Below are 16681 nucleotides of genomic sequence, written 5' to 3'. Positions count from 1 at the left end.
CTCTTTCTAAAATACAATCAAATAAAGTCGATTAATTGATCCTTAAACTTCAAGTACAAATGCGTACCGATCAAGGCAAACAAGGCCACTTCAAGCCAAAACATCGCCATGATCAAAGGTGAATCCCAGAACCACTTGTTGTAGAGGAAGGTTTCACGCCAACCATTGACAATGTAGTAGAAGGGATTAATCCGAGTAATGTAAAAAATCAAAGTACTGAAGACGTTACCCCCTTTTTCTGGCTGGAACAAAATCCCAGAAACAAAGAAGAGTAAACGCAGAACTTGGCGAATCGCCAAATCATAATCAGGAATCAAAATGTTAATCGTTGCCGAGAAGATGCCCAAGAAAAGTAACATAATCAAGGCAGCAGGTAGGTAATAAAAAATTTGTAGCCAATACAAATTAGGATGGAACAAGCCCTGCAAGGCCATACTAATGGCCGCGACAGCTGTAACCGAAATTACAGCGGGAAAGACTTGAATAATTCGGATGGTTGGCAGAATGGAAACCGGAAACTTAACGTTACGGACCAATTCAATCTGAGTTTGAATGGCACGAATACTATCAGAAAAGCCCTGGTTAACCAGGTACCAAGCCGAAAAGCCGACGGCCATCCATACGAAATAAGGAATGTTGTCCACCGGTGCAGAAGCACGGAAGCCACCACCGAAGATAACGGCATAAGTCAGCACTTGGAAAAGTGGATCTAGAATTTCCCAGAGGTTTCCCAAATACTTGTGAGCGTTGTTGGCACGCGTGTCGTAAATCGCCAAGCGGACTGCCATGCCCATGTGCCGGAACTGTTCCATCAGCAGCTGAAAAATTGATTTGACAATGGTAATCATAGTCGCTGCTCCTTTGCCAAGTAGAAGTAAATCACGATGGCCATCAAACCAAGGATGATGGCCAAGGCCGTATAAAGCGCAAAGGCCGAGAAACCTTCAAACGAGCGGACAGTCACAATGGCACGGGCACGGTCAAGGGGCAAGCCAGCGCGAACTAAGCGGTCCTGTAACTGTTCCAAGGTGAAAATCCGCTGCAAGTGCTTTTGGTCCTCAACGTAGTGATCGCGCTTTTCTTCGCTCATATGATCGAGGTCTTGGACGAACTTTTCGTATTCATCGGCGACCTTTTTGGTCGGACCGAAGTCACGCATTTCGCCGTACTGGATCCACATCACCTTGTTGGTGAATTCACGGACCTGGTTAAGGTCGTGGGAAACAAAGAAGATGGTCTTGCCTTCCTTAATAAACTCCTTGATCTTACCCAAGGCCTTTTGAGAAAAGTTACTATCCCCAACCGACAAGGCTTCATCGATGATGAGAATGTCCGGGTTGTTGTGGGTCACGATGGAGAAACCAAGCTTGGCACGCATTCCATTGGAATAATCCTTAACGGGTTGATCAATAAATTCCCCTAATTCGGAAAATTCAATGATATCGGGCATGGCAGCCGTGATTTCTTTATTGCTCTTCCCCATCATCAACTGCTTAATCCGGATGTTTTCCCGGCCAGTTAATTCCCAGTTCAAGCCTTCGTTAATCGCCACAACACCAATGGAACCGTTCAATTCCAAACTACCCGAAGTTTGTGGAATCACGCCAGAAAGGATGTTCAAAAGGGTCGACTTTCCAGAACCGTTGGTTCCAACAATGCCGACCACATCCCCAACATTGACATCGAAAGTCAATCCACGCAGTGCCCAAAAATTGGTCTCCGACTGGTTCCCCATGAAGGTTGATTTTAATTTTTCAGATTGGTTGGCATAGAGCTGAAAGTTCTTCGTAATGCTTTCAGCGCGCACCATCAAGTCATCAGTTTGCGTTTGCTTTGTCATGATAGATCCTAAAAATTGATCATGTGACCGAAAAGAGCCACAGTACTTATTATTTTAACATATTCACTCCCTTTCTTTTCCAATCAGCTCCCTTAAATCTTCATGACAAAATAATGACAAAAGAAAAAGACTAGCTTGCGCTAGTCTTTCAAAAAAAATTACTTACTGTTCAAAATTTGGCTAAAGAGGTCAGTGTTAACCATCTGTGATGCGTTAGCATTTGGGTTAGCCGTTGTTGTCGTATTCACAGCGTTAGAAGTTCCATCACTGTTGATACGGCTAGATGCGTGCGTACCAGCCAAAGCGTTGTAATCCGTTGAAACATCGAATTCACCGGAAACGCCAGGGAAAGTAGCACGGCTTGACCACTGCCACATTGCGAACTGCGTGTTCTTCAAGTTTGATGAACTTGGTTCGTAAGGGAACTGAGCCATCCAAACACGGTCGTTACCGATGTAGCTCATGTCCAAACCAGTTTGGTTAACGTATGAAGTATACGTGTACAAACCAGTGTTGTAGAAGCCATCGGCCTTCAATTCGTCGTTAAAGGCAGCCGCGTTTTGAGAAACGTTAGCAGTCTTAGTGGTTGCGTCTTCCAAATCATCAACCATCAAAGTTGATGCTGGCAAACCAAGTTGAGCGGCATAGTTAGCAAAGTAATCAGCTTCGGCGCGGGCTTCAGCAGGCGTGGTATACCAAGAATAGTGGTATACGCCAACCTTCATACCGGCTGCTTGAGCGTTTTGAATTTGCTGTTCTGCATATGGGTTCTTGTAAGTGGTGTATTCCGTGATTTTGATGACGATACCAGTAACACCGGCTTGACGCATCTTTTGGAAATCAGAAACTGACAAAACACCGTTGTACGATGAAATGTCAACCACATCCATATTAGGCAAGCCAGGCGTTCCAGCTACAACAACTGGAATACCATCGGCTGAAGCCGTGGTTGTGTTTTGCGCAGCAGCAACCCCACCAAGGGCTACGACTGACGCACAAGTTAAGAGAATCGTTTTAATCTTCATTGCTTATACCTCATGAATGATAATTGCTTTTGGCATAGTCAACTACTGAAGTGTTCTGCTGAGAAGCTTCGGCAATCATACGCTTAATATCAGCGTTACCGTAGTTGTCGGCAGGCAAACCAGCTTGACTAAGTGCTGTACGGGTTTGGTCAATCATTGACATTGAAATTTCAGTACCAGACCAGGTCTTATTTGGATCATAAGAATCACTTGCTTGGGAGTTTGAACCAGTCGTGGGTTGCTTAATTTCGTTACTGTCTTGACTATTTGTTGAAACTTGGGACTTTGCAACTGAGCTTGATGAAGCGCTCTTGCTGCTCTTGTGACTTGTTTGATCATCGTGCACAGAGCTTGAGTTAAGGTAAGTGTAACCAGCAGTTCCACCAACACCAATCAATGCAGCAGCTACGAGTCCTGTAATAACTTTTTTCATATCTTTCCTTTCTGGATACTAAGGTATCGATATATTCCGATTGACACGGATACATGTTATTCTACTCGCTTTTTTGCAAATAGTCATCCTTAATTTTAAGTTTGCGGACTAAGCGAAAGGACATCTTCCAAATCGAAATAAAGATCATGCGCCATTAATAGGCAGAGTAATTGGGTAAAAGATTGATTTGAACCTGACATTTTGCTCCTCCCTTCTCAACATTCCCTCATGTTACAGGATGCAAAAAAAGGCGGCGAGTCATCTGTCATAAACGTTCAAATTTTGTGCATAATTAGCGGCCGATGAAGTAGGTCAAGAATTCTTGAACCAACCAGAAATAGATAAAGACCGCCGACAAATCTGACAAAGTGGTCAGCAAGGGTCCGTTAGCAAAAGCGGGATCCAAGCCAAACTTCGACAAGCAAACCGGGATAAAGTAACCCAAAAGGCTCGAGGCTAGGATTGCTAAAGCCATGGCCAAACCAAGGGCGAGTCCCATCATGTCGCTGCCAAACCAAAGACCCATGATGAGGCCAATCACAAGCCCGGCCAAGGCCGCAATCATCAAAGAAGCACAAAGTTCGGATAATAAAGCACGCCAACGGTTTTTCTCAGAGCCATCGGACAAACCACGGATGGCCAAAGCCAAAGACTGTGTTCCCGCGTTACCCGCTGTACCAGTAATGAGGGTCAAGAAGACGGCCAAGACGGGTGCCCGGTAAATATCCTTTTCAAAGAGGCCAATCACGGCAGCGGTCAAGAGACCTAACAGCATTAAGCCTAGTAACCAAGGTGCTCGTTTCAAGGCGGAATGCCAAGGGCTATCATCAGTTTGACTAACATCAACGGCAGCCAAACCGGAATATTCACCGACAGCTTCTTCATCAATCACATCAACGATATCATCGACCGTCACGATACCCAACAAGCGATTGTCATCGTCAGTCACCGGAATCGAGAAAAAGTTGTAGTCGGCCACGATTTGAGCCACATCATGTTGATCATCGCCCGCTTTAACTGAAACAACACGGGTATTGGTGATTTCATCAATGTTCATTTCATCCGGATGTGTCAGAAGATCACGTAGCGAAGTAACCCCGACCAAGTGATGCTGGGCATCGACAACGTAAACGTAAATAATCGATTCGGCATCCGAAGCCTGCTGTTTAACCTGTTTGAGGACTTCGTCAACGGTTTGGCCCGTTTGGACGGCCAAATATTCAGTGGCCATCAAAGCCCCGGCCGTTTGGTCCTCATAATTGATCAAACGACGCATTTCAGCGGCCTCTTGACGGGGCATCAAACTCAAGTAAGTGGCCACCTGGCGAGCCGACATGGCTTGCAGCAAATCGGCTTCGTTATCGGCATACATGAGCTGCAGAATTTTGGCCCCCTTTTGTGGTGGCATTTCTTCTAACAACTCAACTTCTTGTTGTGGTTCTAGCTCCAAATTATCGAAGACACTGGCCAAAGTTTCATCATCCATGACCCGCCAGGCCACTTCACGAGGCCCTTCCGGCATAGCAGCATAAGCTTGCCCCTTTTCAAATTCGTGTAAGTTTGAAAAGGCCGTCATAAATTCTTCGTCCTGACCGGACTCAAGCAAGTCGGTCAGCGAATGCACAGTTTCGTCTAAATTCGGTTCGGTATCCATATCCATGGTTCAATATTCCTTTCAATCAAAAGAAATTATAAATCTTTTAGTCGTTGCAAATCTTCGGGAAGATCGGTCTTCAAGAAGCGGTCCTCTTCAACAAAGGGGTCGTAAAATTTCATTTGGTAGGCGTGCAAAGCCTGTCGCTGCAAACCAAACCAAAGTGGTCCGCCGTATAAGTCATCCCCGACCAGCGGGTAACCCATGTGGCTGAAGTGCACGCGAATCTGATGTGTCCGACCGGTGTGCAATTGCACACGAACCCGGGTCATCAAATGCTCTGGATCTTCGTCATAACGACGTTCAACCCAGTATTCCGTCTTGGAAGCCTTCCCGTCGGGACGCACCACCCGCTTGATAAAATCGCCGTCCAAGCGGCCAATGGGTTCATCAATGACGCCATGATCTTCGGGTAAAATCCCAGAAACATAGGCCACGTAGAACTTCTCAACCGTGTGATCTTGCAACTGCTGATCTAAAACGGCGTGAGCAAAACGGTGTTTTGCTAGCAAGACAATCCCGGAAGTATCCCGGTCAAGCCGAGTGACCACGTGGGGAACCAAGTCTTCGGCCCCTGATTCAATCAAGTGGCCCTTAACCTGATTAACCAGGGTGTGGAGTCGGTCGGCATGTCCCGGTACGGTCGTGACCCCGTAGGGCTTATCCACGGCCAACCAATCCTGATTTTCAAAGATGATCTTTAAGTCATGATAGTCCGGCACAACCAAGTCGTTGCCCTGCTCGACTGGCATGATAATGGCCACTTCGTCGCCATCTTTAAGATAGTCAGAAGTGTAAACGGGCTTTTCATTAACCAAAATGGCGCCGCCGTTATGCTTAATTTGGCTAAACATCCGGTGTGAAACGCCGTGGCTTTGTAAAAAGGAGCGAACCTTTCGGTCTTCTGCTCCCTGGTATTTCCAATTAAATCGCATGTATTTTTACTCGCTTTAAGACAAAAAAGACCTTAGTCTTCGTCACTAATAAAGGCGTTTTGAACGCGCTTCCAGAAGTCAACGTGGCGGTATGAGGCAAAATAAACCTTCTTAGCCGCCACTTGGAAATGAACTTTCTGAACGTCCTTGGCGTGCAAAACCATTTGGTCGCAGGTTACCAAGAACTCGTTTTCGCGGGGCTTAACCGTGATGACTTGACCAGCCGGCACAATCAAAGGCGAGCCTAAAGTACGGAAAACCCGATTATTGATTGAGGCAATTTCAGACATCTGAATGGAAGGAATGCTTGGATGCACCACTGCCCCACCATTGGCCTTGCTGTAGGCCGTTGAACCAGTTGGCGTCGCTACGGAAACCCCATCCCCTCGGAAACCTTCAAAGAGGCGATCACCAAGATAAATATCCGCAACCAAGGTGCCAGCAAATTGCTTAATGGTGGCTTCGTTCAAGGCCAAGTATTCTTCCTTATCGCCGTTGGACTTAACCATGGTCATTTTAAGAAGGGGATAAGCAACGCGCTGACCATCATCCTTTAATAGACCGGCCACCAGCTCAGGTACCTCGTTACGCAACCAGTCCGTGTAGAAACCAAGATGGCCCGTGTGCAGACCAACAAAGCGGACGTCATCATATTCAATATAGTGGTGAAAGGCGCCCAAAAGCGTGCCATCACCACCAACCGAAATGACAACTTCAGGATTTTCGTCATCTTGTTGGATATTATTTTTCTTCAATTCCGCCTGCAGCTCGCTAACAATCTGCTTGGTTAAATCGGTTTCGTTATGGTAAATGGCTACCTTCATGTCTCAACCTCGTCTACTGTTCGGCCTTGATTTCACTTAATTCTTGTTCCAAAGAAAAGGCCTGTTCTGAAATATCCGTTAATTGGCTCGCCAACTCTGCCGGCAATTCACCATGCTTGTAGCGCAAGTCGTGCTCGATTGTTGCCCAGAAATTCATGGCCATGGTACGAACCTGAATCTCAGCCAAAATCTTTTGCTCACCATTCAAAGACTGAATCGGATACTCAATCACGATGTGGTAAGAGCGGTAGCCCGAAGGCTTAGCGTTCATGACGTAATCGCGCTCTTCCAAAATCTGGAAGTCCGTCCGCTTGCGCAGTAACTCCACCACCGTATAAATATCCTCGATATACTTGGTCATAATGCGTAAACCAGCAATATCTTGCAAATCCAAGGCTAAACGATCTTCTTGCAAGTGACGGCGCACAATCTTTTCTTCGATTGAAGCTTGTGACTTGACTCGACTCGTAACGGATTCTACTGGCGACGTTTGGCCAGCAACTTCATACTGTTCTTTGATGTATGATAATTTAACTTGTAATTCGGACACTGCCTGGGTATATGGGAGAAAGAATTTGTCCCAATCCATACCGTTACCTCCTACTGTTTACAAAAAGAAAACAACATTAGTAATTATTTTACCATATCTCAAGGGCCGCGTTTTGAGGTCAGAAAAAAACAGCCAAATGGCTGTTTTTTGTTTAAAAATTAAATTTCCATCTTGTTCGGCGTGGTACGGGCCAATGATGCGGCTCCGATAACACCGGCGTCGTTACCCAATTCGGCCAACTTAACGCGCGTTGATGAACGGACAGTTGGGAAGGCAAATGGTGACCAGTTCTTCTCAACGCGTTCGCGCAAGAATTCACCGGCAGCTGCCACCCCACCACCAATAACAACGGCGGATGGGTTCAAAATGTTTGAAATAGCAGCAGTGGCGTAGCCAAGGTAGTAAGCAACCTTGTCAACCGTTTCGTTTGCCAAGAAGTCGCCCTGCTTGGCCAAATCAAAGACGATCTTTGAAGTGACTTCGTCACCGTTATCAATCATCTGGTTCAAACGTGATTGACCAGCATATTGTTCGGCGAAGTCTTGGGCCAAGTGAACCACACCAGTTGCCGAAGCGTACTGTTCCAAACAACCGCGGTTACCACAAGTACACAAGTAACCGTTTGGTTCAACAATGATGTGGCCAACTTCACCACCGGCACCAGCGATTCCGTGGACCAACTCACCGTTGGTAACCAAACCACCACCGACACCAGTTCCCAAAGTAATGAAGGAAACGTTATCGTCGTTGTTACCAGCACCCTTCCAGGCTTCCCCGAGGGCCGCCACGTTGGCATCGTTATCAATCTTCAAGTCAAAACCAGTTCCAGCTTGAATAGGCGCCTTCACGTCTTGTTCGTCAGCCCAATTCAAGTTGTAGGCACCCTTAACCGTTCCAGCTTCACGGTTAACAGTTCCGGGAGTTCCCATACCAATTCCAATCACGCGTTCGCGATCCAATTGGTAAAGGTCCAAGTGGTGATTAATCGATTCAATAATATCAGGAACGATGTACTTACCACCATCCAAAACATTGGTTTGAATTGACCACTTTTGCTGAACTTCACCCTGGTCAGTTAAAATTGCAAACTTAATGGTGGTACCACCAAGGTCAACACCAATCAATTTATCTTTTGCCATTGTTTTATATAGCGTCGGCGCCTGTGGCCCCGGTCCGCATCCTCCTAGATTTTATTAGTACCCGGCTATTTTAACAGATTCCGAGCTTTCTTTGCAAGCGTTTACACAAAAGGAATTGATTTCTTTTAGTCCGTCGGGTGCTGTTCTTCAAGCTTGTGCTCACGGGCTAAAATCAGCTTGATATTCTCGTAGTCATCCTTGCTCAAGACATCGGCTTTGCGGAGATTATCAACTTCTAGAGCTGCCATTTCAATGTCCCAAAGGCGCTTACCAACATGAATGTATACCTGGTACTTTTTTAAGTACTGTAAAACATCATAGAAATTCTTCATTTTTTACCCCATCAACTTCCAAACTGAAATTAGGAGAGCCAAGAGAATCAAGCTACCGGCAATAATGCGCATGGGCCAGTCAATCCGGCCCTGTTTTCCCTTGAAACCGATGACGATGGCCAACAAGGTTCCGGTCAAAAGGCCGCCCAGGTGCCCCCACAAGTCAACATCTTGTGACGTGAAGGAAACCACCAGGTTCAAAATAACGAAGGCGGCCAGAATCTGCCCTTGGGCCATCACGCCCTGCTGATTTGAAAAGGCCATCGTGTACACCAAGAGACCTCCGAAGATGGCAAAAATGGCCGTTGACGAGCCAACCGCTACAACGTCGGGGGCAAATAGACAAGAGGCGACGTTTCCCCCGATGCCACCAATAAAGAAGAGCAAGAGGTAGCGCCAAGTCCCAAAGTAGCTCTCAGCCAGAGCGCCAATAAACCACAGGGTCACCATGTTGGTGATGACGTGCATCCAGGAAACGTGCAAGAAGATGGCCGTCACTAGGCGCCAATATTCACCGTGTTGGATAACGAGCGGCCCGTATTTGGCGCCGAAATCAATTAAGAGTAAGCCATCGGTCGTATGGTTTTGCGTCATATAAAATTCAGCAAGGTAAATCAAACTAATTAAAATCACCAGGATGGTGGTGACGGGGGCGATCTTGTTTTTCTTTTCCAAGGTAAGGCTCCTAATCCATGTTAACCAGCTGACCGACACTCAAGGCAACCAAACGAACGGCCTTGAAGTGATAGTCCGGATATTCCTGGCTCAATGCTTGTTTGTAGAGGGCAATCTGGCCCTGATAGCGATGCTTCAACTTCTTTAAGTCCTCACTAAGGTGATTACGGCGAATGTAGTCCGTCTTGTAATCAAAGAGCGTCAGCTCTTTTTTGCTTGGATCGAGGAAATAGCCGTCAATGATTCCGTGAATCAAGACGGGTTGCTTGTCGTCTAGCTTAGCATAAATTTGGTTAGCAGGAATGAGCATGGCAAAAGTTGCTTCTCGTTGCAGTGAATTTTGATGACGAGCCAGTTCTTGACCAAAGTCGGAATTCAAGAAATTCAAAATATCATCCAAATTAATCAACTGCGCCACCGCAGGAATAATTCTTTCCTGGGCGACCAATTCATCCCGCAGTTCTTCTAATTCACGCAAGGTATAGAAGTGGGCAAAGTCCACCAACTGCAAAATCAAGTGGGTTGCCGTTCCTACAGCCGACTGCGATGGCTTGTGGCTGCCATCCGTGAGAAATTCAGGTAGAGCCATTTTTTCAAGCGGCAAAATTTCTTCACTCTTCATGCGACCATCTTCGCCGATTTCAAGACTCGGCATTTGGGCTCGGTCGGGATCTTCAAAAAGCCGTTTGATTTCCGAAACCGACTGGTAAGCCGGTGTCTGAGTTGCGACTTGATTAGGATAGGTGTAAGTCAGAGATTTTTCAACATCGAGCCAATTAATCGTCTTGCCTTGTTCGGCACTTGCCGAGGAGCTTTGATCCGCATTAATCCGGGCAACAATTGGTTGAATATCCGATTCGGCGATGTCAAAAAATTCGACCTCAGCATCCTGGGGGCTCTGTGCTCCTAGCAAACGGGGCTGTTCAACCTCACCAAACCAGGCGATTAGTTCCTGGTTATTGGTGCGGGCCAGCGACATAATCAACCAATCCAAGTAGGAACGAGCTTTGAGCCGTAAATTACTTGAGAAAAATTGTTCAGACGTCTGGCGCGCGGAACGCCAGAGCTCTTCAAGGTGGCTATCCAGACCGTCATCGTTGACCTTCACCGTTGCCAAAACATAGAGCTGCTGTTTGGCACGGGTCAAGGCAACATAGAGCAAGCGCATTTCTTCCGACCAGCTCTGCTTTTTAATGGCGGCTTTGACTACTAATTTTGCCAGCGAAGGCAAGCGGACCTGACTCTTAGGCTCCAAATAATCGATTCCAATCCCGGCATCCTTTTGCAAAAGCAAGGCGCCACTGGTATCCGAAGTGTTAAAACTCTTTTCAAATTCAGGCAGGAAAACAATGGGAAATTCGAGTCCCTTGGAGGCGTGAATGGTCATGATGCGGACCGCTTCTTCTTCACTTTCCTGACTGACTTCCCCAATTTCACCGCCGGACTTTTGCAACTCTTCGACGTAGCGAATAAAGCGGTAAAGACCAGCATGGACGTTTTCCTGGTAGGAGGCCGCGTATTGATACAAGGCTTCCAAGTTTGCACTGCGCTGGGCTCCACCAGCTAGCGAAGCGGTGTAATCCACCCAGGCCGTGTCAGCATAGATGGCGCGAATCAGAGCAACGAGGTCATTTTGCCGGGCCAGGACGGCCCACTTGGCATAGTTTGCTAAAAAATCCTGGGTCTTTTCATCGCCCTTGGCATAGGCCTGCAAGGCGGTCCAAAAATCCTGGTCCTTATCGGCAAGGCGAATCTTAGCCAATTCATTTTCGCCATAGCCAAACATCGGCGAACGCAAAACCGCTGCTAAGGGAATGTCTTGATGCGGATTATCGATGATTTTCAATAAGTCCATCATCAAGTAAATTTCCATGGTCTGGAAATAATCCCCGACACCATCGACCTGGACGGGAATGTCGGCATCGTGGAAGAGACGAACCATGTCGATGTAGCCACCCTTGGAGCGGGTCAAAATGGCGATATCACTGTAGCGCACGGGTCGCATTCCCTCGGCACCTGCATCAACTTGTCCCTCGGCCCGCAACTTGCGAATTCGTTGAACTAAGCGGGTATACTGGGCATCACGCTTTTCCCAATCAATACCCTCGTCATCTTCCGCGCTAGATTTTTTACTTTCGAGCAAATCGAGTTTGAAGACGGCGGGCAAGCTGTCCGGATAGGCGGCTCGAGCAACTAGGCGGGCTTGATCCTGGTAAGCCACGTCGCCTAGCTTTTCATCCATAATCTGGGTGAAAATCAAGTTGGTTAGCTTGGCGACATTGGCCTGGGAACGAAAGTTATCGGCCAGTTCAATTAGTTCATCGTCGTTGTCTGCCTGCCCATAACGGTGGTATTTACCAGAGAAAAGCGATGGGTCAGCCTGACGGAAACCATAGATGGACTGCTTCACATCACCCACCATGTAGAGGTTGTGCCCGTTGGAAAGTTCGTTGAGGAGGCTTTCTTGCAAAAGGTTAATATCCTGATATTCATCAATCAGGACTTCCTTGAACTGCTGAACAATGATTTTACGCGTTTCTTCATCGGCCAGAATTTCCCGGCTCAAGACTTCCAAATCGGGAAAGTCGAGCAAGTTGTCCTGACGCTTACGCGCCGTAAATGCTTCTTGGAAAGCAACGGTCAAATCCGTCAAGCTTTTGACTAGGGATTGGCTGGCCTTGTTGACCAAGGCCCACTGTTCCTGGTTCAAGCTAAAGTACTGGTCCGCCATATTCTTTAAGTCGGCCTTGCTATCAAAATAGGTCTGCTTAATCCGGCGGACTTCGTCTAGCAAAAGGACCAGGTCCGGATTTTCCTTAATCTTTTTCGTATTTCTATCAATGCTGAGCTTGGGCCACTTTAAGAAAAGCGCCTGCAGTTCGTCCCAGGATTGGTCGCTAGCCGCTTGCAAGTCCCAGAGATAAGTCTGCATTTCTGCCAAAGCCTCAGCGGCCTTGGGTAATTCTTCAACATCAGCAACAGCCGGTAAAAGCGCGTCAATTTCGTTCAAAACCCGAGCAATTTCAGCGCGAAAATCAGGCCAGATTTCCTTTTTAAACAGGGGCGTCCCGGTTAAATCACCGGAAGTCACCTGTTCAGCAGCCAGATTTTTAAGCCAGGTTTCGCCGTTGGGTCGGGCCGAAGCAAAATCAGCTAAGCGGAGAATTTTGTCCTTCAAGCCATCATCATGATTGGGGTCAGCAAAGTTAGCCAAGAGCGCCATAAAGGCGTCATGATCAGGATGGTCGGTTGCGTAATACTCCCCCATCAGTTCGTTTAAAACGTCTTGGCGAAGCATTTCACGTTCAGCCGTGTCCGAAAGCAAACGAAAGGCCGGATCCAAACCGATTTTGTAGTAGTACTGCTCAATCAAGTTCAGCGCGAAGGCATCAATGGTTGAAATTTGGGCAACTGGTAAAAGGCTGAGTTGTTGGTATAGGTGCTGGCGCTGTTCAGGTTGCGCGTCCGCAATTTGGGCCTGCAAAGCCTTTTCCAAACGCTCCTTCATTTCTGCTGCCGCGGCGTTGGTAAAGGTCACAATCAAAAATTGGTCGATGCTATCGCCGGCCAAAATCTTTTGGATTAAGCGTTCAATTAGCACCGTGGTTTTACCAGAACCGGCTGAGGCGGCAACGAGGATGTTGTGCCCACTGGCGTGAATGGCGCGGTCTTGTTCAGGTGTGAAATTTCTAGCCATCTTGTCCTCCCTTCTGCTCGGCTAAGCGGTCGATAATAACCTGTTTTTGGTTGGGCGTGACGCCCTGATATTGATCACCCAGTGCCCGGTCAAAACGCATAACATCCCGGTATGGTGAATATTGCAAACTACTTTCAACCGGATGAATTGGAAAGTCGCCAGCAGTGATGCCTTGGGCAGCCCGTTCGACATTGTCCTGGTTACGGGCCAGTAACAAATCGAGTTCATCAGGCGTCAAAGTTTCCGAGCGACTGGTTAGGTCGCCATCTTTTTTCACAGCGAAAGGATAATAACTGGCGTTTTCACCCGGTGCAACCCGTTCCAAGTTATCCAGATAGTCGTTTTCAGCCAAGAGTAGGCCATGGTACTTGAATTCCGGGCTCGTAACTTTGCCAGCCAAAAGGTCATTTAGATCACCCTTGTAATCGCTGAGGGCGATTGGACTAGGAGCGATTTTGGCAAAGAGCGCGCCGCCAACTTGATTAATACCTAGCTGGCCGGCATTAGTTTGGGCCGCCTGCCAGTAGGTCAAGAGCTGCATCTGCAAACCATCGTAGGCCTGACCCCAGTCAAATTTCTTGCCATTGGACTTATAATCCAAAATCGTACCAAACTGATGGTTGGGATCCTGGAAATCAAAACAGTCCAACTTTCCTCGTAAGGCAATGTAACTCTGCTTAAAGGGATATTTCAGAGCCGGCAAAGACTGATTTGGAAAACCAAAGGTTTTTTCAACCTGGCTCGGTTGGCTTTGGTTCGTCTGACTGGAACGCTGCATCTGTCCCAGTAAGCGCAATGCAACGTTGTCAACATAGGCCAAAGTGGCCTGCCCCTGGGCACTGTCCAAGAGATTGGCGAACTCTGGGCTAGCGGCTTGTAAGGCCAGCGCATCCTCCACCATTTTTTCAAGCTGGGACTGGTCTAATTGGCGCAAGTCGGTATTAGTCTGGATTGATTGACCAATGACGGCTTCCATAATGCCATGGTAAAGCGTCCCTAGTTGAGCAGAATTGAGCTCGTGGGTCAGACGTTCTTGCAAGCGTAAGCCGTAGCGCAAAAAATACTCATAGGGATTACGGTAATAGGCTTCCAACTGGGAAATCGAGACGTTCAGCGGTTGAGTAAAGAGTTGAGCAGCCAAATTTGCTTCGAGCTTTTCAACACGATTGCGGTAGTGGCCGGCGGCCAAAATACGGTTTAAGGCCCTGGTCCAGCCGCTTTCTTTCAGCAAATTCGCTAAGCTTTCAAAGGCTTGGCCCTGCCGGTTGCCGTTTGGCAACTTGGCCAACTGTGCCAGTGTGGCTGCCGGTGCACTCAGGTATTTTTCGACCAGTTGCTGGCTATCTTCGGGATGTCCAGCAATTCTCTCGACCGGTGCCTGGTAATGGGCGACCAAACGCTGAAGGTAAGCCGACATTTCGTTAACCTGGCCCTTGCTATCCAAAAGCGGGTAGGATAAGGTAACCGATTCGGACGAAGCGGCCAAAGCGCCGTAGAAGAGCAGGTTTTCACTGGCCATTTGTTGCTGGGCAGTGTCTTGTAAATATTTGGCCTGTTCACCCTGCGCCAAAGCAGGCTGAAGAATCGTTCGCTCAGCATCATTGATAATGGCTTTGTTTTTGATATTAGCCGGCAAGTTTTGCCGACTCGCCCCGATAAAATAAAGCTTACGGTAGTGCTGACTCTGGACAATTCCCGCTTCGGAAATCGTCAACTGATCAAGCTGGTTGGGAATCCCTGAAAAGGAGGCCCCGGAAAAACCAGCCAACAGCGTTTCCAAAAAGAGCTGTTGGTCATAGGCTTCTTCACCAGCCACCAAAACCAATTGATCCAGTGTACCAATGAACATTTGCCAAACTTCATCAATTTGCTGGGCCCGGGTCAAATCACCGGCCGCAGCCAAGCGATTGCGTTCCTTTAGAATCGTTTGGTCGAGCTGATACTTTTGCAACCAGGTCATCAAACTTTCGGCGGCCTGGCGCATCGTTTTCGATTCCGCAATAGCGGCCACAAAATCGTCCAAGGCACGGACAATGAAGTGGCGAAGCCCTTCTAGTCGCTGATTAATTTGACCGGCAACTGTCGCCATCTGCGCTTCATCATCTTCAATATCAAGCTGAAAAAGATCAAAAGGCCGTTTGACATCGTGCCAGTAGCGGTAGGAGGGTTGATTAGCGGTTAAATAATTATCTAAATAGGCCAAAGTATCGAAGAATACTTGGTCATCCGCCCAATCAACTTCCCCGCTCTGAGGCCGCAAAAAGCCCGACTTAACGATAACTAAAATATTTTGATAGTAAAAAAGATTTTCTTTAGGTTTTAAGAGATTGGTCACCAGCTCAACGATGGGATGGTTCGCCATTTTAACGTCATCATCCAAAAAGTAGGCCAGTTGGTTCTGCTCCATCACCACTGGAATGTGATTCTTATAGGGCCCCAAATCGCGGGCCAAAATCAAACAATCCCGCAGGTGCAAAGATGAATCTGCGACCAAGTCTCGGTGAATCCGCCGGGCAACTTCCTGCAACTCCGTCACCGCATTATCGGCTAAGAAAAAATCCAACTGTTCCAGCGGTTCGGCCTCGGGTAAGCGACCGTACTGGCCCAACTTTTCCCAGGAGGCAAGGAGATCCGCCATGTCGGGATTAATTGCACGAACTTTACTAGTTGAGCTCAGCTTAAAGTCAAGATTTTGTCCCTGAGTTAGGTGCTGCAGGCGCCGCGCCGTTTCCATCGGTTTGTAAAAGAGGTCCCCTTCAACCGTTTGGCCGAGGCTATCTTGTTCGCCCAATAGGCTAATCGTTACTGGGTATTTCTGCACCAACTGGGTCAAAACTGACCATTCGGCGGAAGTAAAACCGTTGAAGCCTTCGAAATAAAAAGCGACGTCCTGGAGCTCCATATCGGCCAATTGGCTGGCCAAATAGGGCAAAGATTCCTGAGCAGTAATCCAGCGGTCGCCCAGCGCCCTATCAAAGGCGTCGGCGACTATGGCCAAGTCGCGTAACTTTTGGCTCAAATTGTTTTCCAAAGCGGCATGCTGACTATTTTGGTCAAACTGCTCGTCCAGACTTTGCAGCAGTTCTTCTGGTGTGATTTGACTGGCTCGCAGTTCCAATAACTGAGCAAGCAGGCTTTGAACAAAGCCACGCTTGGCCTGCATGCGAGCGAATACTGGTAGACGGGTCGCCTCTTCACGTAAAATGCGACTCAAAATCATAAAAAGTCCAGTCGGATCCAAGATTTGAGCTTGGCGCCGGGGTGAATTTTTCAAGAGGTACCAGGCCAGACGACTCAGAGAAAAGGCCTGCAGACGGCTCTGCGCGTAAAGGGCGTCAGCGGGCAAACCCGCCAGTTGACGGTATGCTTCCAAGACTTCGACTTCGCTATCAAATTTAATGTGGTTGGGCACAACGTAAAAAACCGTCAAATTCGGATTAGCCTTACTTTGTTCAGCAATCCGGCTTAACATTTCTTGGCGAAAGTCCGCCCGGGCAGTCCCCATCAAAATTTCAACTGACATCGCTTCTCCTTAATCCTATCGAAAATAAAAAGCACGCCTGGGCGTGCTTTCTTG

Annotated in this window: 13 protein-coding genes; all 13 read right to left on the bottom strand. The window is 47.7% G+C overall.

Annotation, left to right across the window (positions count from 1 at the left end; all coding sequences use genetic code 11):
• Positions 1-17: 17 nt before the first annotated feature.
• A complete protein-coding gene (locus ABSY64_RS01105) occupies positions 18-848 on the bottom strand; it encodes an ABC transporter permease (protein WP_349641221.1) in 831 nt (276 codons plus the stop codon).
• Positions 845-1840, bottom strand: coding sequence for an ABC transporter ATP-binding protein (locus ABSY64_RS01100; protein WP_349641220.1), 996 nt, complete (start codon positions 1838-1840; stop codon positions 845-847). Before ABSY64_RS01100 ends, ABSY64_RS01105 begins: the two co-directional genes overlap by 4 nt.
• 158 nt (positions 1841-1998) lie before the next feature.
• Complete coding sequence (locus tag ABSY64_RS01095; RefSeq protein WP_349641219.1) at positions 1999-2865, bottom strand: GH25 family lysozyme; 867 nt, start codon at positions 2863-2865, stop codon at positions 1999-2001.
• A 10-nt stretch (positions 2866-2875) separates the two neighbouring features.
• Positions 2876-3298, bottom strand: a complete 423-nt coding sequence (locus ABSY64_RS01090) for a hypothetical protein (protein ID WP_349641218.1) — start codon at positions 3296-3298, stop codon at positions 2876-2878.
• Positions 3299-3590: 292 nt separating this feature from the next.
• Entirely contained in the window at positions 3591-4958 is a 1368-nt protein-coding gene (gene mgtE / locus ABSY64_RS01085) for a magnesium transporter (protein WP_349641217.1), read from the bottom strand.
• Positions 4959-4987: 29 nt separating this feature from the next.
• Positions 4988-5887 carry an RluA family pseudouridine synthase gene (locus tag ABSY64_RS01080; RefSeq protein WP_349641216.1) on the bottom strand — a complete coding sequence of 300 codons (900 nt, stop codon included), beginning with the start codon at positions 5885-5887 and terminating at the stop codon, positions 4988-4990.
• A gap of 32 nt (positions 5888-5919) precedes the next feature.
• The gene (locus tag ABSY64_RS01075; RefSeq protein ID WP_349641215.1) at positions 5920-6711 is read right to left on the bottom strand and encodes an NAD kinase; all 792 of its coding nucleotides are present in this window, start codon (positions 6709-6711) and stop codon (positions 5920-5922) included.
• Between the two features lie 13 nt (positions 6712-6724).
• Positions 6725-7300: a GTP pyrophosphokinase gene (locus ABSY64_RS01070; RefSeq protein WP_349641214.1), complete on the bottom strand. Its 576-nt coding sequence runs from the start codon at positions 7298-7300 to the stop codon at positions 6725-6727.
• Between the two features lie 119 nt (positions 7301-7419).
• Positions 7420-8400, bottom strand: a complete 981-nt coding sequence (locus ABSY64_RS01065; RefSeq protein WP_349641213.1) for an ROK family glucokinase — start codon at positions 8398-8400, stop codon at positions 7420-7422.
• A gap of 125 nt (positions 8401-8525) precedes the next feature.
• A complete protein-coding gene (locus tag ABSY64_RS01060; RefSeq protein WP_349641212.1) occupies positions 8526-8732 on the bottom strand; it encodes a YqgQ family protein in 207 nt (68 codons plus the stop codon).
• Positions 8733-8735: 3 nt separating this feature from the next.
• Positions 8736-9407, bottom strand: coding sequence for a rhomboid family intramembrane serine protease (locus ABSY64_RS01055; RefSeq protein ID WP_349641211.1), 672 nt, complete (start codon positions 9405-9407; stop codon positions 8736-8738).
• 10 nt (positions 9408-9417) lie between these two features.
• Positions 9418-13104 (bottom strand): helicase-exonuclease AddAB subunit AddA, encoded by a 3687-nt coding sequence (addA, locus tag ABSY64_RS01050; RefSeq protein WP_349641210.1) that lies wholly within the window; start codon positions 13102-13104, stop codon positions 9418-9420.
• Positions 13097-16627, bottom strand: coding sequence for a PD-(D/E)XK nuclease family protein (locus tag ABSY64_RS01045; RefSeq protein WP_349641209.1), 3531 nt, complete (start codon positions 16625-16627; stop codon positions 13097-13099). Before ABSY64_RS01045 ends, addA begins: the two co-directional genes overlap by 8 nt.
• Positions 16628-16681 lie beyond the last annotated feature (54 nt).

Origin of the sequence: Eupransor demetentiae, from assembly GCF_963930865.1 — a bacterium.
GTDB classification, from domain to species: Bacteria; Bacillota; Bacilli; order Lactobacillales; family Lactobacillaceae; genus Eupransor; species Eupransor demetentiae.
The sequence above is the reverse complement of the archived record's forward strand: the minus strand, read 5'-3'. Positions and strand labels throughout refer to the sequence as shown.